This is a genomic window from Acinetobacter nematophilus, assembly GCF_026344175.1.
Taxonomy (GTDB): domain Bacteria; phylum Pseudomonadota; class Gammaproteobacteria; order Pseudomonadales; family Moraxellaceae; genus Acinetobacter; species Acinetobacter nematophilus.
The window spans coordinates 290,907-312,638 of sequence record NZ_JAPKMY010000004.1 but is presented as its reverse complement, the minus strand read 5'-3'; the positions used below and the strand labels follow the sequence as shown (position 1 = coordinate 312,638).

The 21,732-nt window shown below is 38.9% G+C and carries 18 protein-coding genes; 13 read left to right on the top strand and 5 right to left on the bottom strand.

From position 1 onward, the window contains the following. The first annotated feature begins 53 nt into the window (after positions 1-53). Entirely contained in the window at positions 54-890 is an 837-nt protein-coding gene (locus tag OSH00_RS10555; RefSeq protein ID WP_266130398.1) for an SDR family oxidoreductase, read from the top strand. A 248-nt stretch (positions 891-1,138) separates the two neighbouring features. Here the strand turns inward: OSH00_RS10555 and OSH00_RS10550 are convergent, their stop codons facing one another. Both OSH00_RS10550 and OSH00_RS10545 read right to left on the bottom strand, forming a co-directional pair. After that, positions 1,139-1,762, bottom strand: coding sequence for a LysE family translocator (locus OSH00_RS10550; protein WP_266130397.1), 624 nt, complete (start codon positions 1,760-1,762; stop codon positions 1,139-1,141). A gap of 22 nt (positions 1,763-1,784) precedes the next feature. Further along, positions 1,785-2,360: a PilZ domain-containing protein gene (locus tag OSH00_RS10545; protein ID WP_005029975.1), complete on the bottom strand. Its 576-nt coding sequence runs from the start codon at positions 2,358-2,360 to the stop codon at positions 1,785-1,787. 22 nt (positions 2,361-2,382) lie between these two features. Here OSH00_RS10545 and OSH00_RS10540 point away from each other — a divergent pair, with 22 nt between their 5' ends. From OSH00_RS10540 to OSH00_RS10530, 3 genes are all read left to right on the top strand, one after another. Then, complete coding sequence (locus OSH00_RS10540) at positions 2,383-3,618, top strand: lipoprotein-releasing ABC transporter permease subunit (RefSeq protein WP_266130396.1); 1,236 nt, start codon at positions 2,383-2,385, stop codon at positions 3,616-3,618. Beyond that, positions 3,611-4,309 (top strand): lipoprotein-releasing ABC transporter ATP-binding protein LolD, encoded by a 699-nt coding sequence (lolD, locus tag OSH00_RS10535; RefSeq protein WP_196074792.1) that lies wholly within the window; start codon positions 3,611-3,613, stop codon positions 4,307-4,309. The genes OSH00_RS10540 and lolD overlap by 8 nt, the downstream gene beginning before the upstream one ends. A gap of 118 nt (positions 4,310-4,427) precedes the next feature. Beyond that, positions 4,428-6,884: a DNA internalization-related competence protein ComEC/Rec2 gene (locus OSH00_RS10530; RefSeq protein WP_266130395.1), complete on the top strand. Its 2,457-nt coding sequence runs from the start codon at positions 4,428-4,430 to the stop codon at positions 6,882-6,884. On the opposite strand, the gene OSH00_RS10525 is transcribed toward OSH00_RS10530, so the two are convergent. Continuing rightward, entirely contained in the window at positions 6,864-7,814 is a 951-nt protein-coding gene (locus tag OSH00_RS10525) for a lysophospholipid acyltransferase family protein (RefSeq protein ID WP_266130394.1), read from the bottom strand. The genes OSH00_RS10530 and OSH00_RS10525 overlap by 21 nt on opposite strands. 194 nt (positions 7,815-8,008) lie before the next feature. On the opposite strand from OSH00_RS10525, the gene sppA reads away from it, so the two are divergent. After that, positions 8,009-9,040 (top strand): signal peptide peptidase SppA, encoded by a 1,032-nt coding sequence (sppA, locus tag OSH00_RS10520; protein WP_266130393.1) that lies wholly within the window; start codon positions 8,009-8,011, stop codon positions 9,038-9,040. Between the two features lie 380 nt (positions 9,041-9,420). After that, complete coding sequence (locus tag OSH00_RS10515; RefSeq protein ID WP_266130416.1) at positions 9,421-10,218, top strand: alpha/beta hydrolase; 798 nt, start codon at positions 9,421-9,423, stop codon at positions 10,216-10,218. A 155-nt stretch (positions 10,219-10,373) separates the two neighbouring features. On the opposite strand, the gene purN is transcribed toward OSH00_RS10515, so the two are convergent. Both purN and purM read right to left on the bottom strand, forming a co-directional pair. Beyond that, positions 10,374-11,006: a phosphoribosylglycinamide formyltransferase gene (purN, locus tag OSH00_RS10510; protein ID WP_266130392.1), complete on the bottom strand. Its 633-nt coding sequence runs from the start codon at positions 11,004-11,006 to the stop codon at positions 10,374-10,376. 8 nt (positions 11,007-11,014) lie between these two features. Next, positions 11,015-12,085 carry a phosphoribosylformylglycinamidine cyclo-ligase gene (gene purM / locus OSH00_RS10505; protein ID WP_266130391.1) on the bottom strand — a complete coding sequence of 357 codons (1,071 nt, stop codon included), beginning with the start codon at positions 12,083-12,085 and terminating at the stop codon, positions 11,015-11,017. Positions 12,086-12,220: 135 nt separating this feature from the next. On the opposite strand from purM, the gene cxpE reads away from it, so the two are divergent. The 7 genes from cxpE to OSH00_RS10470 all read left to right on the top strand — a co-directional run bounded on the left by cxpE (position 12,221) and on the right by OSH00_RS10470 (position 21,659). Beyond that, positions 12,221-13,423 (top strand): chloramphenicol efflux transporter CxpE, encoded by a 1,203-nt coding sequence (gene cxpE, locus OSH00_RS10500; RefSeq protein WP_266130390.1) that lies wholly within the window; start codon positions 12,221-12,223, stop codon positions 13,421-13,423. A gap of 15 nt (positions 13,424-13,438) precedes the next feature. Beyond that, a complete protein-coding gene (gene hda, locus OSH00_RS10495) occupies positions 13,439-14,146 on the top strand; it encodes a DnaA regulatory inactivator Hda (protein ID WP_004831456.1) in 708 nt (235 codons plus the stop codon). Positions 14,147-14,322: 176 nt separating this feature from the next. Next, positions 14,323-16,131: a rhombotarget A gene (rbtA, locus tag OSH00_RS10490; RefSeq protein WP_266130389.1), complete on the top strand. Its 1,809-nt coding sequence runs from the start codon at positions 14,323-14,325 to the stop codon at positions 16,129-16,131. 10 nt (positions 16,132-16,141) lie between these two features. Next, complete coding sequence (locus OSH00_RS10485; protein WP_266130388.1) at positions 16,142-18,580, top strand: CSLREA domain-containing protein; 2,439 nt, start codon at positions 16,142-16,144, stop codon at positions 18,578-18,580. A gap of 167 nt (positions 18,581-18,747) precedes the next feature. Then, on the top strand, positions 18,748-19,530 hold the full coding sequence (locus tag OSH00_RS10480) for a tellurium resistance protein (protein WP_266130387.1): 783 nt from the start codon (positions 18,748-18,750) through the stop codon (positions 19,528-19,530). 54 nt (positions 19,531-19,584) lie between these two features. Then, on the top strand, positions 19,585-20,694 hold the full coding sequence (locus OSH00_RS10475; protein ID WP_266130415.1) for a toxic anion resistance protein: 1,110 nt from the start codon (positions 19,585-19,587) through the stop codon (positions 20,692-20,694). Between the two features lie 47 nt (positions 20,695-20,741). After that, a complete protein-coding gene (locus OSH00_RS10470) occupies positions 20,742-21,659 on the top strand; it encodes a hypothetical protein (RefSeq protein WP_266130386.1) in 918 nt (305 codons plus the stop codon). Positions 21,660-21,732 lie beyond the last annotated feature (73 nt).

Genomic DNA, 21,732 nt, shown 5'->3' with positions numbered 1-21,732 from the left:
TATTTTACTCAAAATAAGCAACTTAAAATGTGGATTAGATAAAGGACAAAACCATGTTTAAAAAACAACAATTAAAAGGGAAAGTGATTGCGATTACAGGGGCGGCACGGGGTATCGGTTTGGCTACTGCGGAAGCTTTGATCGCATTGGGTGCGAAAGTCAGTATCGGTGATCTTGATCTAGCGCTGGCTGAAACAGAAGCAAAACGGATAGGTGCCAAAGCTTTTCAAGTCGATGTAAGAGATCGCACATCATTTGCCCAATTTATTGAAAATACGATTCAACATTATGGCAGTCTTTATTCATTGGTGAATAACGCAGGTATTATGCCAATGGGTGCATTTATTGATGAAGATCCTGCCTTGGCGGATGCACAAATTGACATTAATTTCCGCGGTGTAGTCATCGGAATGCAGTTGGCATTGCCAGAGCTGATCAAACAGCAGCAAGGACATATCATCAATATTGCATCGCTTGCCGGACGTTTTGCTTTACCAGGTTCAGCTGTTTATTCTGGAACCAAATTTGCGGTGATTGGTCTGACTGAAGCAGTGGCTGGAGAGTTTCGTGATTCCAATATTCAGTTTACTGCAATTTTGCCCAGCAAGGTACTGACAGAGCTTACTTTAGGGACTGAACATGCGGCAAAGACAATTCCTGCGGTGACACCTCAGCAAGTTGCCAATGCTGTGGTAAGTGCCTTAGTGAAACCACGTTTGTTTATTGCAGTTCCTGATTATTTACAAACTGTGCATGGTGCTTATGGTCTATTGCCACAATGGGCACAACGAGGGGCGCGCCGTGTCTTGGGTGATAATGGAATACTGACCAAACTTGATCATTCTGCACGTTCAGGTTATGACAAACGAATTCATCAATTGGCAGAATAATGTTCTGGCTGGCTAAGCCATTATTGTTCTAAAACAATTCGGTGGGAAGATAACAGTCAAAAAGTCCCACCTTTTTAAAAATTGAGACGTACTAACGTCGCAAGTGAACGAGGATTTAAACGCCAATAAAATAGATTCCTTGGATAAGTATTTTTTATGATGCGTTCTAGAGCCTTTTAAGCACGATCCATCATAAAACGTTTGGCATGGCATAGAAAGGAATTTGGACGATGTTAAAATTTGCAATATTATCTTTTTGAACTGAGGATGATTTGTGTGGCTAAACCAAAAAAGACGGTACCCATAAACCATTTTTGTACTTTCAACCAAAGTATGTGACGATTTAGAAATTGTGTAAATGAACTGGCTGAGAAAATAAAAAATGCATTGGTGAGTAAACTCACAGTAATCTGCACAAAACCTAATTTCAAAGTTTGTACAAGTACAGCACCTTCATGCGGCTGGATGAATTGAGGAAGTAAAGCCAGATACATCATGGCAATTTTAGGATTAAGTATATTGGTCAGGAAACCCATTAAAAATAGTTTTGAATTGGAATAAGTCTGAACATTGCGCATTTCAAAGGGGGATTGCGGTGAGCTGATGGCTTTCCAACCCAAGTAGACCAGATAAATTGCGCCTGCTATTTTTAATGCATCATAGGCAAGTGGAATCGTCATCAACAGGGCAGTGATTCCAAATGCTGCACAAAACATATAGAACACGAAACCAAGTGCAGTACCCGCCAAGGAGACTAGACCTGCTGTACGACCCTGACACAATGATCTTGAAATGAGATAAATCATATTTGGACCTGGGGTTAGTGCCATACCCAAGGCAATCAGTGAAAATGCAAATAATGATGTATCCATATTCAAATCTCAGTTTAAAAGATTAATCACTGGATGAAATTGTATTCTGTTGAATACATTCGGCAAGTTTGACTTTATCTTGCGGATGTAAGGTAATGAAATAGGCACCTACACGATACTGCTCGTTTTCAACTGTTTCAGAATAGGCAATTTGTGCTGTGGCGGCAATATGAAAGAAATTTTCAGGATGACTCAAGGTCACATGAATATAACTGCCTTGTTTAAGATACTGCTGACTAATAAAACTAAAGCCACTTTCTGAAAAATTAACGTTTTGTGGCGTTGGTAACATGGTTTGTACAATAGAATCGTAAAGAGACCCTGTAATAAGGTTTAACTTTTGGTTGAATAAGGATAAGATTCGAGCAATTTGTTGATCTTTTTCATTTAATTGTTCTAATTCGTAGTGAAGTGCATGATCAAATTGATCTAATTCTGCAAGTAGTAGAAAATAGCGCGGTAATACAAAATTAGGATCATATGGATCGTTCAGTGCAACTTCTTCAGAAATGATTTGATAGTTGATTCTCAATGCAGCATCAATTCGCGACATGACACGACGTTCAATCATTTCATTTTGCTGCTGTAACGCTTCCATAAAACACCTCGGACTAGATGGTATGTTTAAACCAATCTCGCTGTATATAGGGTTGAGATACACTCGCGCGCGGCGTAGTAATCACTTTATTTCTTTTATCGCTCTGGTTTCCATGATCGGTCTGACCTTAGGGGTTGCTGTACTGATTACAGTTTTATCTGTGATGAACGGTTTTGACCGAGAGCTAAAGAACCGTGTCTTAGGTATGATACCTCAAGCTACTGTTTCTTCAACACAAATTTTAACAGACTGGCCAGTTCTCGCGAAAAAAATTGAAAAACATCAACACGTCACCGGTGTTGCGCCATTTACCCAATTACAAGGCATGCTCACTGCTCAGGGACAAGTTGCAGGCATCATGGTCACTGGGATTGAACCTCAATATGAGAAAAAGGTTTCAATCATTCAAAATCATATGGTGGAAGGCAGCATAGATCAACTGAAAAAAGGAGAATATGGCATTGTTTTAGGCAAACAAATGGCAGATGCGCTTGGTTTGAGTCTCAATGACAACGTCACTTTGGTTTTGCCGGAAGCAACACCTTCTCCAGCAGGCGTTGTTCCTCGTTTTAAGCGTTTTAAAATCGTAGGAATTTTTAGCATTGGTGCAGAAGTTGATTCTAGCTTGGGTTATATTGCATTAAATGATGCTTCAACCCTGTTACGCCTTCCAGATGGTGCGCAGGGGATTCGCATGAAGCTTGATGATATTTTTCAAGCGCCTCAAGTTGCCAATGAAATTGTGCGCGATTTGCCAAGTGGGTTTTATGCTTCTGACTGGACTTATACACATGGGAATTTGTTCAGTGCAATTCAAATGGAAAAAGCAATGGTCAGTTTATTGCTCTTCCTGATTGTCTTGGTGGCTGCATTCAATATCGTTTCTTCACTGGTGATGGTGGTGACTGATAAAAAATCTGATATCGCGATTCTTAGGACACTGGGTGCTTCGCCAGCAACCATCACAAGAATTTTCATGGTACAGGGAACAGTGATTGGTGTGGTCGGTACAGTGACGGGAGCAATTCTAGGTGTAATTTCAGCGCTAGGCATCAGTAATTTTATCGGTTGGCTCAATACGACATTTGGCTTACACCTTTTTGATGCTTACTTCATAAACTATTTACCTTCATATTTAAGATGGCAAGATGTCGTGATTATTGTGACGCTATCATTGGGTCTAAGCTTTATTGCCACCATTTATCCTGCATTGCGTGCTGCCAAAATCCAACCTGCGGAGGCGCTTCGTTATGAATAGTAGTGCAGTACAACCCGTGGTACTCGAAGCGAAAAATATTTATAGATCATTTACAGATGGAAAATCACATGTAGAAGTGATCAAAGACTTGTCCCTACAAGTCCATCAAGGTGAATTTGTATCTATTGTTGGTTCAAGCGGCTCCGGTAAAAGTACCTTGTTGCATATTTTAGGTGGTTTGGATCGTCCAAGTCAGGGAATGGTCAATCTAAATGGCAAACGGTTCGACAACTTGGGTGAAGCGGAGCGAGGCTTTTTACGCAACGAAAACTTAGGTTTTGTTTATCAATTCCATCATTTATTGCCAGAATTTACTGCGCTTGAAAATGTTGCGATGCCGTTGATGTTAAGAAAAGATGCTGAATTTAAGCAGGTCAAAGCACGTGCCGAGTTTTTGCTTGAACGGGTTGGGTTATCGCATCGTTTAACTCACCAACCGGGTGAACTATCGGGAGGTGAACGCCAACGCGTGGCTTTGGCGCGTGCCTTAGTCACCCAGCCTAAGTTGATGCTGGCGGACGAGCCAACCGGTAATCTTGATCGTAAAACAGCAAAATCTATTTTTGAGTTGCTACGTGATTTACGTGAGGAATTCAATATGGCAATGTTAATCGTGACTCATGATGAGCAATTGGCAAAATCTGCAGATCGTATTTTGCATATGCAAGATGGTATCTGGGTAGGTGAATAGAAGATTTTAGTCATTTTAATGATGCAATCTTAAGTGTATATTCATAATTCATGATTAAGTCCAAAACTTGGGCTTAATCAACACAAACATATTGAAAACAATAAAATTGAACAATTATATGTATATATATTTTATCTTGGTCGGATGGGTAGTGGGTATTTCACTGTTGGGCTATCCCTTGCCACAGCATGTTAATCTGTTCCTTGTTTTAGGTATCGGGACAAATCTTCTGCTGATTTTATTTCATTATTTTAACTACAAAATCATAGGTTCCCTCTATTTTAAACTTCTTCACACAGCTTTAATCACTTTACTCAGTGGCTTGATCGGCTGGTATTATGCAGACAGTGCATTAGACCAACGACTGAATTTAAGAGATGCCCGACACAGTCAAATCGAACACATTATCTATATTGCTCATATCAATAAAGTTAAACAAAAAACGACGATATCTGGTGAAAGATTTTCAAATACAGCAACGATCCAACAAAAAGTTCAGCTGTTAGCTCCTCAACAGACCATACAGCTATTGTTATATGTTCATCCTTCCCAAGCGGAGCTTTTAAAATTGGGGCAGTACTATCGGGTGACAGGTCAAATTAAGCCTGTCCACGGTTTTGCAGTAGAAGGCACATTTGATAAAGAAAAATGGAGTATCCAGGAAAATATTTTGGGCATATTGCACCCTCAGTCCATTGATCTCATTGCGCCTGATCAAGTTAAACGGATGGGCTATGCTGCCTTTATTGACCGGCAACAGGCATGGTGGAAACAGGCACAATTGAAAATAGAAAAATTAAGATTCGATTTTAGGAATTTAATTGCTCATTCATCCTTACAGCATAAAGGATTATTGCTGGCATTGTTAACAGGAGATGAAAGTTTATTACCAAGCACGATACAAGATTTATTTAAAAAAACGGGAATTTCCCATCTATTGGCAATCTCTGGTCCTCATGTGTTGATTTTTGCGACGTTATTTTGCTTTTTATTCAATTTGTTCATCAAGCAATTTTTCTCGTCTATTTTTTTAAAAGTGCCGCGACCTTATTTAATGGTCTACCCATTTTTAATCTGTGTGGTGTTTTACACTGCTTTTGTCGGATTTGAAATTCCAGCACTTCGAACCATGCTGACGATCATCATTTTAAGTCTGATCATTGTGTTAAAACAAAAAATTCAACCGCTAAAACATTTATTGTTGGCTGCCAGTATTTTATTGTTGCTGGACCCTTTTAGTATTCTTTCTGCGGCGTTTGCCTTGTCCTTTGGGACGTGTTTTATTTTGATTCGAATTTATCAAACAATCCAGCAACAGGATCCCCATCAGATTCTTACATGGAAAATGCAAGCCAAACGCTTTATCTATGTATTGATCGAATCCCAATGGAAAATTTTTATTGCACTTATGCCCTTGGTTTTATGGGTGTTTCAACAATTCTCTTGGCTCGCTCCCGTGAGTAATTTGATAGCCATTCCCATGATGGCGATGATTGTCCCTATTGAAATAATAGCTGCTGCTCTGAGTATTGTTTCTGAGCCGCTTGGATTATGGATATTTCGGTTTTCTGATCTGCTTCTGTCCATTTTAGTTGCAGGATTAGACCTGTTTGATCAATCTTTAGGGGGAGGGTTGCGCTGGTGGGCATTCAGCCAATTTGAAATTTTCTGTCTGGCATTGGCTTTATTCATTTTATTCCTTCCTCAAGGAACAGTTCCCAAATTTTGGGCTCTGTTATGTTTGAGCCCGCTACTTTTACCTCAACAAAGCCCTTCAATTTTTCAGTTGGATGTTCTAGATGTCGGACAGGGTCAGGCAGTACTGATCAGGTTGCCCCAACATAAAATGCTGATTGACACAGGAGGTTCATGGGATGAAACTCAATTCAGCATAGCGCAGCAAGTGATGTTGCCTTATCTGATGCGGCAAGGGATTCGTGAGCTTGATCAAGTGATTTTAACCCATCTGGATCAAGATCATAGTGGTGCATTTACACAGATTGCAGAACAGATCAAGATTGATAAAGTGCTTTCCAATGAACAACATGAAGATTTTAAACACTATCAATTTGAATATTGTCAGCAGGGACAAGTCTGGCAATATGCTGAGATTCGCATTTCAATACTATCGCCTGCCCAGAATAAACTCAGTGAGGCGGCATATAATAAAAATGAACAGTCATGTGTGGTCTATATTCAAGTACCGCAATCAAAGTCCTATCAAAACTTTTTGCTGATGGGAGATGCAGGCTGGGAAACTGAGTTTGGTTTATTACAGCAATATCCAGATTTAAAAGTAGATGTGCTGGTATTGGGACATCATGGGAGTCAGAACAGTTCCTCGTATGCCTTTTTAAAACAACTACAGCCTAAGCTAGCGATTGTATCGGCTGGATATAACAATCGTTATGGTCACCCGCATCCGATCGTATTGAAACGTCTGGCTCATTTAAATATTCCACTCAAATCAACCAGTCAGCAGGGGACGATCCAAATTGATCTTCATCGTAACGGCGAGATGAAAATAAACAGTTTCCGTGACAGCCTAAAATGGCTAGGTAGGGCTGAAAGTTGAACCATTGCGAATGAGATTCGCCATTTCCATGGCTTCTTTATTGGGAACATTATAAATCTGCTTAAGCTGTGGATGGGCTTTAAAGCGTTTATAACTCCAATGATAATGTTCGGGATATTGGCAAATAAGCTGTTCCAACAATTGGTAAATGATCCGCGTGCCTTGATTGGCATCAACTTGATAGATTTTTTCATCCACTGGTTGAATGACCATGTCAAAACCTTGGTTGTCATTTCTGATGGCATATAAGAATAGTGCTTTGGCTTTGGTTTTTTGAATTAATTTAGCACTTAAATTGCTTGAAGAAAGGGGTATACCAAAGTACTCAATCAGTTCACCCCCTTGATGAGGGGTATGATCAGGCAGAATGACGGTTGTACCACCCTGTTTCAAGGCTCTAAAAATTTGACGCACACCTGACTCATCCGTAGGTACAAGCATAGCGTTTTCTCGACTCCGTGCAGCACGTACAAAATCATCTGCACTGACATCCTTGATCGGTTCATACATGATGGTCATTTGAGTATATTGCGCAAACCAAGCATTCATGACTTCCCAAGTCCCAAAATGCGGCACGATTAATACTAAGCCTTTACCTGCTGCAATGGCGTCATGAAAATAGTGTTCACCTTGAATATGATGAATACGATCAATATTTTTTTGATTTGATCCACCCCATACAGTAAAAAATTCCATATAGGACTGTAATTCGTTACGAATGGCATGTTCAGTAATTTTTTCACGTTGCGCTTTGTCTAATTCTGGAAAGCATATTTCAATATTTAGACGGATAGTTTCAGATGTCTTGGTGATACGCAATAAATTAACCAATCCAGCTAAAATTCGGGCAATAAAACGAGCCACTGGGATAGGAAGCTGGCTAAAGAAATTGAGCAGTCGTGTGGTTATGGTTTTATGTTTATCAGTCATCTGGATCAAGAAATTAATACTGAGGTGAATAGGGTGAGCTTGATTTTAGCTGGCACTGTAAGCTACTACGCAATATCAATACGCCCTAATTTTAAGATTTAGCGAAATATTATAAGTTAAATCGTAATGATTAAATAGATTATACGGATTCCGTGTATATAATGAAGCATGAATAATTAATTTGGATGGTATAAATGTCCGATTGGCCACCTAAACCTCAAAATGACAATACAAATTTAAACTCGAATGTAGGTCAGCAGCCTACAGGGCAGGAGTGGAAGATATTAGAAAAAGCAGTGCTTGCCTCTGTGGAGGAACAGCGCCGTACTCGACGTTGGGGAATTTTCTTCAAGATTCTGACTTTTCTGTATATTCTGTTTGTTTTGGTTGCATTCGTCAAAAGTTGTTCTTTATCCAGTACAGATGATGGTTCAATGACCTCCGAAAACCATTTAGGGGTGGTTAATATTATTGGCACAATCGACTCAAGCAGTCAGGGTGTGAATAGTACCGATACGATCAAATCATTGAAGAAAGCTTTCGAAGCAAAATCTGCCAAAGCTGTAGTATTGAATGTTAACTCACCTGGTGGTTCTCCTGTTCAATCAGACGATATTTGGCAGGAAATCCAGTATCTTAAAAAGCAGAATCCTGATAAAAAAGTATATGCCGTAATTGGTGATATGGGTGCATCAGGTGCTTACTATATTGCTTCTGCAGCGGATGAGATTTGGGTAAATCCATCAAGTTTGGTCGGCTCTATTGGTGTCATTATGCCAAACTATGGGGTCAGTGGTTTAGCGCAAAAGTTAGGTGTTGAAGACCGTACGATGACATCTGGGAACAATAAAGATATTCTCAGTATGACCAAACCTATTAACCCAGAACAACGTGCACATATTCAGGCGTTATTAGACAATGTACATGCGCATTTTATTGATGCAGTAAAACAAGGTCGTGGTGCCAAACTCAAATCTCAAGATCCAGCCATCTTCTCTGGCTTATTCTGGACAGGTGAACAAGCGATCAAATTGGGTATTGCCGATAAAGCTGGCAATATCGAAAGTTTAAAACGCGAGTTAAAGGTTAAGAAAACAGTCAATTACACAGTTGAACGAAGCCCATTTGATTCAATTCTTGGACGTATGGGGTCGGAAATGGGGCATGGTCTCGGTGAGACAATCAACCAAAAATTGGGTATGAATCAAGATGTAAAAATGCAATAGTTTTAAATACGTGATATGTAAAGCGTGGTCTCTCGTTGAACACGCTTTACGGCATGAAAACTGGTCTATACGCTGATCGTCAGCGTTTTTGTAAATTTAGTGCTACACCAGAAAGAAATCATCTATGTTTCATCAGCAGTTAAAAAAATACCAATCCTGAATGGATGATCAATCATCAATATCATTGGATGGTTAAAGAAAAGTCAGCAAAATCAAAATGCTCCATATCCTCATTTTTTATTGATACATTCTAACTGCATCGAAAAGAATAGTCTAAACAGTCTAAAAAAATGGTTAACGCAAGCCAAATTATCCTATACAGTGTTTTCAATTGCCTTGATTTTTGAATGTAAAAGGAACACATGACCCGCTTATCTCATATGAAACCTGTTATTCATTTTACCCATGCCAATGGTGTACCTTCAAAGGTATATACAAAACTGTTTGAATTATTGAAAGATCAATATGATGTTATCTATGTGTCATTGTTGGGAACCGATCAACGTTATCCAATCGATAGCAATTGGTCGAACTTTGCTGATCAAGTCATAGATAGTATTGTCCAGCAATCCAGTGGTCGTAAAGTTATTGGGTTAGGGCATTCTTTAGGTTCTGTTGCGACATTTTTGGCTGCTTTTAAACGTCCAGATTTATTTGAGCAAGCGATTCTATTAGACCCGCCTTTAATTATGGGCAAAGCTTCATTATTTTTTAATCTCGCAAAAACTTTTTTCCCAAAAAAAGTCGATCAAATTACGCCAGCACATTTGAGCTTACGACGACGAGATCATTGGGAATCACGTCAACAAGCAGCAGAGCTACTGAGACCCAAAGGTTTTTACCAGCATTTTGATGAAGAATGTTTTCAAGCATATATTGACCATGCCTTAACGGAAGATCATGTGCGCGGTGGAGTCACCTTAACCATTCCTAAAGATGTGGAAGTTGCAATTTTTAGAAGTGGGCCATCTTATTGGTGGCTGCCACATCCACAACCTCAGGTACCTGTAGATTTGGTGATCGGTTCAGAAAGTCCATTTTTAAAACGTAAATTTCCTCAAATTGTAAAAAAGAAATTCAATATTCCTTTTACAGTGACGTCAGGTGGTCATATGTTCCCTTTGGAATATCCAGTTGAAACTGTTGAACTGGTCAAGCAATTGATACTAAAGAAATAATTGTTTTAAGGGCGTATAGATTTTTCAACAGATTGACTATTGCACACATATTGAATCTGATTGGAAGTTTCACCATGCTCAGTTGAATGTTTTCAGCGAAAAAAAATGCATCCTGAGATGCATTTTTTTGGAGCATATTTCAACTCAAATAGCGTCTAAAACTGACAGAACTGAATTGGTTTCTCAAGCACTTGCCCTCTATACAACACTTGACCATTATCCAAATGCTGCAGGGTGCCATTGCAGATCCATTCAACGGCTTGAGGGTAAATTAAATGTTCCAGAACATGTACACGTGCCGCAAGAGATTGAGCATTGTCATGCAAATCAACTTTTAAAATTCCTTGTGTCAATGCTTGACCTGCATCCAATTCCGCGGTGACATAATGCACCGTACAGCCATGCCATACATCCCCAGTGTTTAAGACGCGTTGATGGGTATGCATGCCTTTGTAGTCTGGCAATAGGGATGGATGGATATTGACCATTTTGCCTTGCCAAGCATTTACAAATTGGGCACTTAGAATACGCATAAATCCCGCGAGAATAACCAGATCAACATCCCAATCTTTTAATTGTTGATGCATGACATCATCAAATGCTTCACGATTAGGGTAATTTTTATGTTCAATCACGCGAGTCGTAATGCCTGCCTTTGTCGCACGCTCTAAAGCGTATGCTTCAGGTTTATTAGAAATTACCCCTACGATTTGCCCTGAAAGATTGGCGTCAATCAAGGCTTGTAGATTGCTTCCACTGCCTGAAACAAGTACAGCAATTTTAATCATGCGAAAACTTAGGCAAAAATTACACGAATTTTTTCGTCAGCGCCTTCAACAGAAGCTGAGTTTTCTTGAATATGACCAATTTTCCAGGCTTTTTCACCTTGTGTGGTCAATACTTCAATCGTTTTATCTGCATCATTTGCATCAACAGCAATCACCATGCCTACGCCGCAGTTGAAAGTACGATACATCTCGAATTGTTCAACACCACCTTCACGTTGTAACAGTTTGAATAGCTCAGGCCATTCCCATGAAGATTCTTGAATGACTGCTTGCGCACCATTTGGCAATACACGAGGTAAATTTCCAGGTAAACCGCCACCCGTAATATGTGCCATGGCATGAACATCAACTTGTTTGCAAAGTTCAAGAACCGGTTTTACATAAATACGTGTAGGTTCCATCGCAACATCTGCAAGAGGGCGACCCTCTACAAGTTGTGTCAAATCGACATTTTTTACATCAAGGATTTTACGAAGCAAAGAGTAACCATTTGAATGCGCACCAGAAGATGCTAAACCAATTAAAACGTCACCCGCTTTAACTTTAGAGCCATCAATAATTTTGCTTGCTTCAACAACACCTACAGAAAAACCTGCAAGATCATAGTCTTCGCCTTCATACATTCCTGGCATTTCAGCAGTTTCACCACCGACTAAAGCACAGCCTGCAAGTTCACAGCCTTGACCAATACCAGTCACTACATTTGCAGCAACATCTACATTGAGATGACCTGTTGCATAATAATCAAGGAAGAATAAAGGTTCTGCACCACACACTAAAAGGTCGTTTACACACATTGCAACCAAGTCTTGACCAATTGTGTCATGACGGTTTAAGTTTAATGCTAAACGTAGTTTTGTACCGACACCATCTGTACCTGATACAAGAACTGGTTCTTCATAACCTTTAGGAATTTTGCAAAGTGCACCGAAGCCGCCTAAACCACCCATTACTTCAGGGCGTGTTGTGCGTTTAGCGACTGATTTGATTCGATCGACAAGTGCGTCGCCCGCTTCAATATCGACACCAGCGTCTTTATAGCTTAAACCAGTGTTTAGGGTAGAAGTTGAGTTGCTCATAATTGAAGTCTCCGCATTCGCGCGAGGATTATACCTGAATATACGAAACTCTTATGTTATTTATGCGGCAAAATGTTATCTTTATCAAAATATTTTACTCTCAATAATGATTAAATTTGAAAAAGGCGTGATTCGATGCATGATCGGACTTTAAAACGAATTTTTATTCTTGCTGCAATCGCTTTTGTTCTATGGATTTTGTATTTACTGAAACCTGTAGTGATTCCATTTGTCGCTGCATTTCTCGTAGCTTATCTGTTTAGCCCAGTTGTTGAAAAGCTGGCTAAATTTTTACCGCGCTGGTTGTCTATTTCAGTGGTATTTGTTGGAATCGGTGTATTGCTGACTTGGGCAATTTGGTTTGTGGTGCCTTTGGTTTGGAAACAATTAATCTATGCACGTGACAGTATCCCAGCTGGAATTCATTGGGTGAATGCGACTTTTTTACCGTGGTTATCCAATAATTTTAATGTGGAACACATGGAGCTTGATACAGATCAGATTTCTAAAGTGGTCATGGACTATGTGCAAACCAACTATAGCGCAGACAGTATTCAATCTATGGCGTTGAAAATAGCACAATCTGGACTGAGTTTTATTTCGATTGGCGGTACGATTGTTTTAATTCCAATTATTGCCTTTTATTTCCTGCTCGATTGGAACCGTATGCTACAAAGCATGAAGGGATTTATTCCGCGCCAATATGAAAACAGCGTTTTAAATATTGTTGCTGAATGTCATAGTGTTTTGGGTGCTTTTGTTAAAGGTCAATTTTTAGTCATGGTCTTGTTGGGCATCGTATATGCAGTTGGCTTACAGTTGGTTGGATTGGAAGTCGGATTGATTATTGGGATGATTGCAGGTCTATGCAGCATTATTCCTTATTTGGGTTTTGGTGTAGGTATTATTGCCGCCATTATTGCCTGTTTCTTCCAATTTGGTCTTGATGTAAAACATTTATTGATGGTTTTAGCAGTATTTGGTGTTGGGCAATTGATTGAAGGATACATCCTGCAACCTTTCCTTCTGGGGGATAAAATTGGTTTATCGCCAGTCGCTGTGGTTTTTGCGGTACTTGCTGGTGCGCAATTAGGCGGCTTTATTGGGATGTTGATTGCACTTCCTGTTGCTGCCGTGATCGTGGTTTTATTGAAACATCTCAAAGAGTTATATCAGCGAAGTCAGTTTTACAAGGCAGAAAGCACGCTGGTAACCATACAAAATACTGGAAGTTCCGAGACAATTTCAGTTGAAAGCGATAAAGTTGATCTTGATATTGAAGTCAAAAACACGCAAGATACTGATGAATCGATTAAAACTGATCAAAATCCACTTTAGGAATGATTTGAATATATGCGTCAATTACAGTTGGATATAGAACCACAACTGGATGCCAGAATTAGTGATTTTTCTGGACCGGGTTGGGGACCTGTAATTGATGCTGTGCGTCAGCTTCATGCAGGGTTGATGAATCGTTTCTATATCTATGGGGGGGCTGGAACTGGAAAAAGCCATTTACTCTCTGCAATTTGTGATTCTTATTTAGAAATTGGTAAGTCTGCAATAAAGGTATCTTTACTGGAGTTGTTGGACGCCCCCATAGAAGCAATTACATCATTAGAAAGTTATGATCTTGTTGCCTTAGATGATATCGAGGCGATCAGTGGCGTGCCGCATTGGCAAAAAGCAGTTTTCCATCTCATCAACAATAATAACGAAGATGGCGGGCAGTTGGTATTTTCATCGAGATTCGCACCTATCGAATTAAAGCTCGAACTTCCTGATTTACAATCACGTTTAACCCAAGCGGTAAGTGTAAAAGTACCCAGTGGACAGTCTTATGCAGATCGTCATGCATTATTACATTCTGTCTTGGAACGCCGGGGTGTACATTTTGACCCGCAAATAACGGAATATTTGCTATTACATGGACCACATCAAACGAGTACACTACTGCAATCTGTGGATCAACTAGAAAAGTTATTGAAGGGTGAGAAAACCAAATTATCTCATGCGACGCTAAGACAACTCTATGCATTGATTGATGAATATAGACAGTAATTATTTGTATTTTATAGTAATTTTTGATCTGTATTTAATTTGATGTGTGATCGACAGTGTAAAAATAAAAATTCTTGAGAATTTTTATTAGCTGTGACAAAGTACGCAAAAAGGACTGATAGCAAAGCATTATGCTGGCTAATAAGAAATAATTAAAAGAAATCAAGGAGACTATAATGCTCAAACGGGGCATAGGCTTAGGATTATTATGTATTACTGGTCATGCATTCAGTGCAAATATTACTGTAACAACAACAGATGATATTGTAAAAGCTGATGATCAGTGTTCATTGAGGGAAGCAGTTGAATACGTCAATCAGGGGATGCCTGAAGCTGGCTATAACGGATGCGGTGGTAAAGATGCAACAGCAAAAATCATGTTGCAGGCAAACAAAGAATATTCACTGACAAAGCAAATTCATATTTTAAAAGATGTGGCATTTGGTTCTGACTATCAAACCAATGTCAATGATAATGAGTCGATTGTTGGTAAACGAAATGCCATCATTAAAATGGTCGGTAAAGACCGTTTGTTTCAAATCGAAAAAGCAAATGACCCAAATGCAACCATTCCTCCTGCGATGCTGAAAGTTTCTTTTGATGAAATTACACTAAAAGGATGCGGACAGTCGATTTGTGCAGATCAAGGCGGTTTGATTTATAACAAAGAATCATTGGGTATCAGCAACGGGCAACTGTTAGACGGGTCTGCACGACAAGGTGGTGCAATTTATAATGCAGGTATCTATGCTGCAAATACCGCGCTCAGTTCTGTGGCATTGTCAAAAACTTTAATGAAAGGCAATAAGGCTGCAGAGGGTGGTGTCATTTATACTGAATTGCCCTCGTTTATCATTTCTCAATCATTGATTCGAGACAATGAAACAAGTAACAGTAACAGTTCAAATTTTGAAACACAAAATCAATTCTCTGAAGATGCATTAAAAGCAATAGGTTCCTCGATTCCATTTGGAATTGTAACCAGTACCATTTTTAACAATAAAGGTTATGTGGTTAAAATCTATGATGCGATGCAAGTCAATAACATCACCATGATTTTAAACAGCATGGGCTTGATTGTGAATGCACCACAGAAGAAAGGTTATGTTGCCAATAGTATTATTGCGCAAAATGGTACACAAGATTGTACTGTGCTGGCAGGTGGAGAAGCTGAGCAAATCAGTAATAACCTCTACTCATCGGGCTGTGCTGGGTTTAAATCGACTGCAATGGGGAATGCTCAACTGATTGCTGGCGCAACAACTGAAGGTAAATGTGACTATAGTACCAATGGTATTTTGTGTCCTTTTGCAGAGTCTCCTACGATTGCCTTGGGATATTTTTTACCGAGAATTTTACCGAGCTACAATTCAGCAGAAGACTCGTTGATTATTAATCATGGACCTGCTGCACAAGATAAAATATTGTCATGCTTAGCAACTGACCAACGTGGCAAGAATAGAGATATAAATGCTGAATTGTGTGATCGAGGCTCAATTGAATTGGTGATTGACACGAGTAATATTTCAATTGTTGGACAAGACATTCTGTATGGTGAAAAAGCTAGGTTTTCGATTGCTGATCAGTTGCAGGATGGCGAGTTGGTTAGCCCTGAAAAATGTAAACAAATCTTCAATCGAGATGTTGATGACCATGGTAAACCATGGCAAATCGGATGCCTCAAAACAGTTCAAACCAATACCCCGTCTAAGGGTAGCTTAGTGATTGATCAAGCAGGTGATTTGGTCTATACCCCAAATGGGAATTGGCAAGGTTCAGATGAATTTAAAATTAGTGTAGTGACATCCACAACAAGTTTTAATAAATCGGATAACCCTTATATCACTATACCTGCACGAGTTGTACAGAGAAAACCTGATGATTTTAAAGATTATAAAGTCAAAACATCAGGCGGAAGTCTAGGATTCTTTTCTATCGTAGGTCTTCTCGGATTAGCAGGCTATCGACGTTTAAAGAATAAGTAAGGGATTTGCTATGAAAAACTATAAAAAGGGATTTCTGACACTTGTTGTATTGTCTGCGATGTCATTAATGGCGGCAGAAGATAAAACGATTTATGTCACGACTTTTGATGATGAAGATGGAACAAATCCCGACAAGTGTTCTTTGAGAGAAGCATTACATGCTGCTGCTATACACAAAGCTTATGGCGGCTGTAGTGCAGGACAGATCTATTCTTCAGTGCCTAACGTGATCCAATTGGAAGCGGGAGAGTATAAGTTAAATAAAGAGCTTAGACCTAATTCAGATGTATCAATTGTTGGGAAAAAACCAGGTGATTATACCCGTCCTGATGTGTTGACCAATCAATTTCCAGCTGCAACGCCAATTAAAACCACAATTTCTGGTCAAGGCATTTCACGTATTTTTAATACCATTTATGAAAATAAGCCGAGTCTGGTGCTTAACGATTTAATTTTAAAAGATGGTTCAAGTTTAGGTGACAGTAATTACAGCGTTGGTGGAGCAATTTATGCGGGCGGAACACTGACTCTAAATAATGTTACCGTCCTGAATTCCAAGGCGAAAGTCGGGGGTGCGATTTATTTAAATGATGTGACCAGTTCACTCAATATCAATTATGGTGTTTTCGACGGGAATAGCGCGGACCAGGGCAGTGTACTTGGGATGACATGTTCAGATAATTTAGGATTTACAACACGTACTATCGGAATTAACTACGCAAGTTTTCTGAGAAATGGATCTGAAAATAGCCTAAGTATGTTTAGCTTTTGTGGACAACCTTCGGTTACATTTACCGCCAATACCATTACTGACAATGTGGCAAATTCAAATCAAGGCAGTATTATTCAATTCACACAAACAACCCCGCAAGGAAAGGTGAATTTAAGTGATATAGCTGCTTTAAATTTAATCAGTAATACTATCGTTAGAAATACTGCATGGTCGACATTGTTATATGGCTTTAATGGAATAAAAGCATTAAGTAACAATATTTTGGCCTACAATACTGGCAAGTCTTGTCGTTATGCAGATGGTGATGTCAGCAAGGTTGAAAAATCAGGTGTTGCACTCACCTATAATGCTTTGACAATGTCCGCTGGAAATGACCAGTGTGAAGTGGCAGAAGAAGTGAGGAAAGACGGCAAAGACCATACCTTTGATGTTAGTAATATTAACTTCTCAACTCTCTTAAATGAGCTTGAGCCACCTAGTGAATCTACTGGGTTTATGCCGATGTATTTTCCTAAAAATTTAGGCACAGACAAAGATTTGGTAGATATCGGTTATACAGGCTGTAGTGGTAAAGATCAGCGTGGTGTAACTCGCGTCATTGCGGAAAATTCGAATGGTGAAAATGATGTTGCCAACTCTTGTGATATCGGCTCAACTGAGGTTTTACGCTTAACAGCAAATAACCTGAGTGCAACCAATAGTTCTGTGGTCACTATGTTGGAGTCATATCAAACCATACTGGATAACTATAATAAGTTGTTGGAAGATCCAGCGACCAATAAAGATTTTATTCCGTTCTATAAAATTCAATCGGAGACATACAGTAACTTAATCAAATACACCAAATCTGATCAGAAATATCGCACCATATTTGTTGATCCTTTTGCCGCGAATCTACCTGCTGAGATTGTAACGAAAAATACAAGTGGTCAAGATACGCGTGTAGTCAAACATTTAAACACGGATAACTACAGCGTAACCGTTAAAGCGCTTGGTGTAGGCACATTGAATGATAAAAAGGTATTTGTAGGCAAAGAAGATCCAAACTTTAAATGTGAATGGAATCCAAATCTGAAGAGAATCATGCTGTGGCGTATCAATGATAATGTGACACCTTCAGGTGATAATGAATTCTGTAGCTATCAACTACAATTAATTGCAGATCCAAGTATAAAATCTTCAGCTTATATCATTGGTAGTTTTACCAATATTGCACCAATCGCTAAAGATGCAACATTGAATATCGAATATGGTTCAACCAAACCATTGGATGTTGATTTACTGCAATATGCCAATGATGATGGTGATGGAAATGTTGCAGCCTTAACTGCAAAACCCAATAAACCAAAATTCTATGTCAATCCAGAAGGAATTGAGCTTCCAATTAGAATTGCAAACAGCATTGATCCTGTGGTGATTACGTCAGACCGTAGTGGACCGTGTCCAGGTGATGACGGTAAATATACCTGTTACAGCGGTAAGGTGCATATCCAGCTCAGAAGTACACTTGATCCATTCAGTTATAATTTTACTTACTATGTGTATGATGCAGATGGAAAAATTTCGAATTCAGCAACAGTGAAATTGCAAAACTCAGGCACTGCACCAAGCAGTCCGCGTGTCAGTGGTGGTGGTGCGTTTGGATGGTGGAGTATATTGGGTTTGTTCGGATTGCTGGGATATCGTCGCTATCAGTTGCATAAACAGGCGAAATAGTCATTTAGATGTATGAAAACCAGCTTTTCGAAGCTGGTTTTTTTGTCTGTATATTTTTTGCTATTTAGTTAGGCTTTAAGCTGAATTTGTATTATAAGTTTTAATTAGACAGGGTGAGTCTGATGATTGCCCTTAAATCATTGAAAAATTATTCATTTTGAACTGATATGAAACAATTTACTGTACTGACACCACTTGAACAGATTTCTTGTAATGCTGATGAATTGCTTTCAATTAAACGTAATGACCTTGTTCCATTGCTGGATAATCAAACCCGACTCAATTTGTATGCGGATCAATTGATTCAAGCACAGTCCGTATTGTTAAAAAGTATAGATCCGAATTTGACACAAAAGTTAAGTCAAATTATTGCCCAAATTATTGAACAGTTATCTGTATCAAAGAAAAAGTTGAACCAAAGAAAATTTAATGCTTTGCAAAAGTGGTTAGGTTTGGATTTAGAGTTTAGCGTCGGGCAAGTAAAATATTTACGGGATTTAGAAAGCTTAATTGATGAAGCCAAACAACTGAGTCAACGATTGCAAATTGAAATTCAAAAGTCAGAATCTCGTTTCCAACAAGCCAATGGTTTAAGAGAGCAAATGGCAAAATATATTCGCGCAGCACAGGAATTTTTAGATGAATACCCTGTATTTGTGCAGCAACGTCATCCCTTGGATAATTTTTCAGAACGTTTGTTAAAAAAGATCAACACCTTGCAGACTTTACAAGCCAGTAATGATATTGCATTGGCTCAGATGCAGTTAACCCAACAACTTTCCTTAACATTGTTGGACCGCTTTAATGAAGCACAGCAAGTTTTGATTCCTGCATGGCAGTACCATGTCAGACAGAGCAGTGCACAAAATTCTTTGGTGACGACTGAAGAACTTGATAAAAGTCGTGATAAATTAATTCAATCTTTAAAGAAATCATTAGAAAATAAATAGGGTAGATCTATGAGCGATTCGAATCAGCAACCATTAACAACATCAGCGGATTCTATGACGTCAACGACAGCAGAATCAAACTCTCCATTGGAAATTCAAAAATTTGAACAATTGAATCTCAAAGAGATCGGTTTAAATACCGAGGATTTTAATGAGGTGGTCAATGCGCATAAAGATTTGGCAAATATCAACCATGCAGCAGTTGCAGAGTACGGAAAAAATATTGCAACTAAAACTTCGTCCTATACGGATGAATTGTTGAATCTGGTTAAAAATAAAGACCTCGATGTGACGGGGCAAAAGTTAAATGAAGTCGTACAAGTTGCGCAGCAGCTCAATACATCGAGTATTTTGAATCAATCGAAAAGTTCAGGATTTATCGGCAGTCTCTTAAATAAGTTTAAAGGTGCGAAACAGAGTTTTGACCAACATTTTAATACCACCAAAGAACAAATTGACGCACTGGTTAAAGAAATTGAAACTTCGCAGACGGGTTTGAAAGCACGTGTAGATACCTTAGACCGTATGTTTAATGGTGTGCAGGAAGAATATCGCCAGTTGGGTATCTATATTGCTGCCGGACGAATCAAACAACAAGAGGTACAACAAGAGATTGCGACTTTATCTGCACAAGAACAAGATCAAAAAACCAATCAGCGTGTCTACGATCTCAACCATTTAGCCAATAATCTAGAAAAAAGAGTCAGTGATTTACAGGTTCTGCAACAGTCCGCCATGCAAACTTTGCCGATGATTCGAATCATTCAGTCAAATAATATGATGTTGGTTGATAAATTCTATGCCATTAAAAATATCACATTGCCTGCTTGGAAAAATCAAATTAGCTTAGCGATATCATTAAATGAACAACGCAACAGCGTACAACTTGCCAATACGATTGATGATGCAACAAATGAGTTGTTAAAACGCAATGCGGATTTGTTACATCAAAATTCAGTAGATACCGCCAAAGCCAATCAACGCTCGGTGATTGATATTGAAACGCTTGAACATGTTCAAAACACCCTCATTAAAACAGTAAATGATGTGATTCAGATACAAAAAGAAGGCATGCAAAAGCGTGAAGAGGCTTCAACCCGAATCAAAGCTTTGCAGTCGAATTTACAGCAGTTGGTTTTGGACAATACTGCACAAAAATCTTGAATCAATTTTAAATGTGCCCATTGATGTCGTGAATAAAGGTGTAATACTTGACTGAAAATAATCAACATGCTGTAGATATTCAGCAAATAGAACATGGATTAAAGATGTTACAGCGCCGTAAGTGGAATCTTACGGCGGCGGCAGTAGTTTTGTCAGCGGTTGGTGTTGCAGGTTTGATTTCATTATTTTTTCAGCAGGAATGGGTTTTTAACATGTTTGGGGTTGCTCAACATGTGCATCAATTGCATCTGCCTTATATGGTTGATCAGCAATTAAGAGACGCAATTTATCAGCCTGATTATCTGATGAACGCGTTCTCTTGGTTAGGTTGGTTAATTTTAAAATTGATCGTTTCTTTCATTGGTGCATTTTTTGTTATTAAATTACTTAAAAAGTTGCAATTTTTCCTGATTCGTCTGCAATCTTTTATTCTCAAATGTGTGGCATGGTTAATTGCTTTTATTGTGATATGGTCAGGTTTGACTTATATACAATACGATCTAAAAGATGAAGGTGACAAAGAGCTGAAAGCTTTTGTTCATTATGATCAGAATATTCAACACAGTAATATTTACCAATATCTCAGCAAATCTGAATTACCTGAACCTGTACAAAACTATTTATTGGCACAGACAGCATTAATGCATAAACCTGTGGATCAAGTGGTTGCAACAGTCTATGCAGAAAAGCTCATCAAAGCAGAGCAAGGCGACCCTCAATTCTTAGAATATGGATTTAAACCAGAACAGTTATGGACGATTCAGCATCAAGTATTTAACCAAGCGTTGTCTCCACTTGCCAAAGGTGTTGAAGTTCAAGTGAATCGAGCAAATTTTTGGTCTAATATCGTCGAGAAGCTGTTGTGGGGAATTGGAGCAATGGGTTTGTTATCAGGCTTATTCATCTATTTGATTGCATATCGAATGAGTAAACGATTACAGCGGATTGGTCATCGGATAAGTTAATGTGTTATCTGTTACATACAGGGGCATTCAACTAAAAAGCACTTTTTGTTTTGACGCAAAGTGCTTTTTTTAT

Excerpts from the sequence above, each read along its gene's own strand:
- OSH00_RS10475 (WP_266130415.1), top strand. The coding sequence starts at position 19,585 with ATGACGTCAACGACAGCAGAATCAAACTCTCCATTGGAAATTCAAAAA.
- OSH00_RS10530 (WP_266130395.1), top strand. The coding sequence starts at position 4,428 with ATGTATATATATTTTATCTTGGTCGGATGGGTAGTGGGTATTTCACTG.
- lolD (WP_196074792.1), top strand. The coding sequence starts at position 3,611 with ATGAATAGTAGTGCAGTACAACCCGTGGTACTCGAAGCGAAAAATATT.
- hda (WP_004831456.1), top strand. The coding sequence starts at position 13,439 with ATGCGTCAATTACAGTTGGATATAGAACCACAACTGGATGCCAGAATT.
- OSH00_RS10540 (WP_266130396.1), top strand. The coding sequence starts at position 2,383 with ATGTTTAAACCAATCTCGCTGTATATAGGGTTGAGATACACTCGCGCG.
- OSH00_RS10545 (WP_005029975.1), bottom strand. The coding sequence starts at position 2,360 with ATGGAAGCGTTACAGCAGCAAAATGAAATGATTGAACGTCGTGTCATG.
- OSH00_RS10550 (WP_266130397.1), bottom strand. The coding sequence starts at position 1,762 with ATGGATACATCATTATTTGCATTTTCACTGATTGCCTTGGGTATGGCA.
- purM (WP_266130391.1), bottom strand. The coding sequence starts at position 12,085 with ATGAGCAACTCAACTTCTACCCTAAACACTGGTTTAAGCTATAAAGAC.
- OSH00_RS10480 (WP_266130387.1), top strand. The coding sequence starts at position 18,748 with ATGAAACAATTTACTGTACTGACACCACTTGAACAGATTTCTTGTAAT.
- OSH00_RS10555 (WP_266130398.1), top strand. The coding sequence starts at position 54 with ATGTTTAAAAAACAACAATTAAAAGGGAAAGTGATTGCGATTACAGGG.
- OSH00_RS10525 (WP_266130394.1), bottom strand. The coding sequence starts at position 7,814 with ATGACTGATAAACATAAAACCATAACCACACGACTGCTCAATTTCTTT.
- sppA (WP_266130393.1), top strand. The coding sequence starts at position 8,009 with ATGTCCGATTGGCCACCTAAACCTCAAAATGACAATACAAATTTAAAC.
- rbtA (WP_266130389.1), top strand. The coding sequence starts at position 14,323 with ATGCTCAAACGGGGCATAGGCTTAGGATTATTATGTATTACTGGTCAT.
- cxpE (WP_266130390.1), top strand. The coding sequence starts at position 12,221 with ATGCATGATCGGACTTTAAAACGAATTTTTATTCTTGCTGCAATCGCT.
- purN (WP_266130392.1), bottom strand. The coding sequence starts at position 11,006 with ATGATTAAAATTGCTGTACTTGTTTCAGGCAGTGGAAGCAATCTACAA.
- OSH00_RS10515 (WP_266130416.1), top strand. The coding sequence starts at position 9,421 with ATGAAACCTGTTATTCATTTTACCCATGCCAATGGTGTACCTTCAAAG.
- OSH00_RS10485 (WP_266130388.1), top strand. The coding sequence starts at position 16,142 with ATGAAAAACTATAAAAAGGGATTTCTGACACTTGTTGTATTGTCTGCG.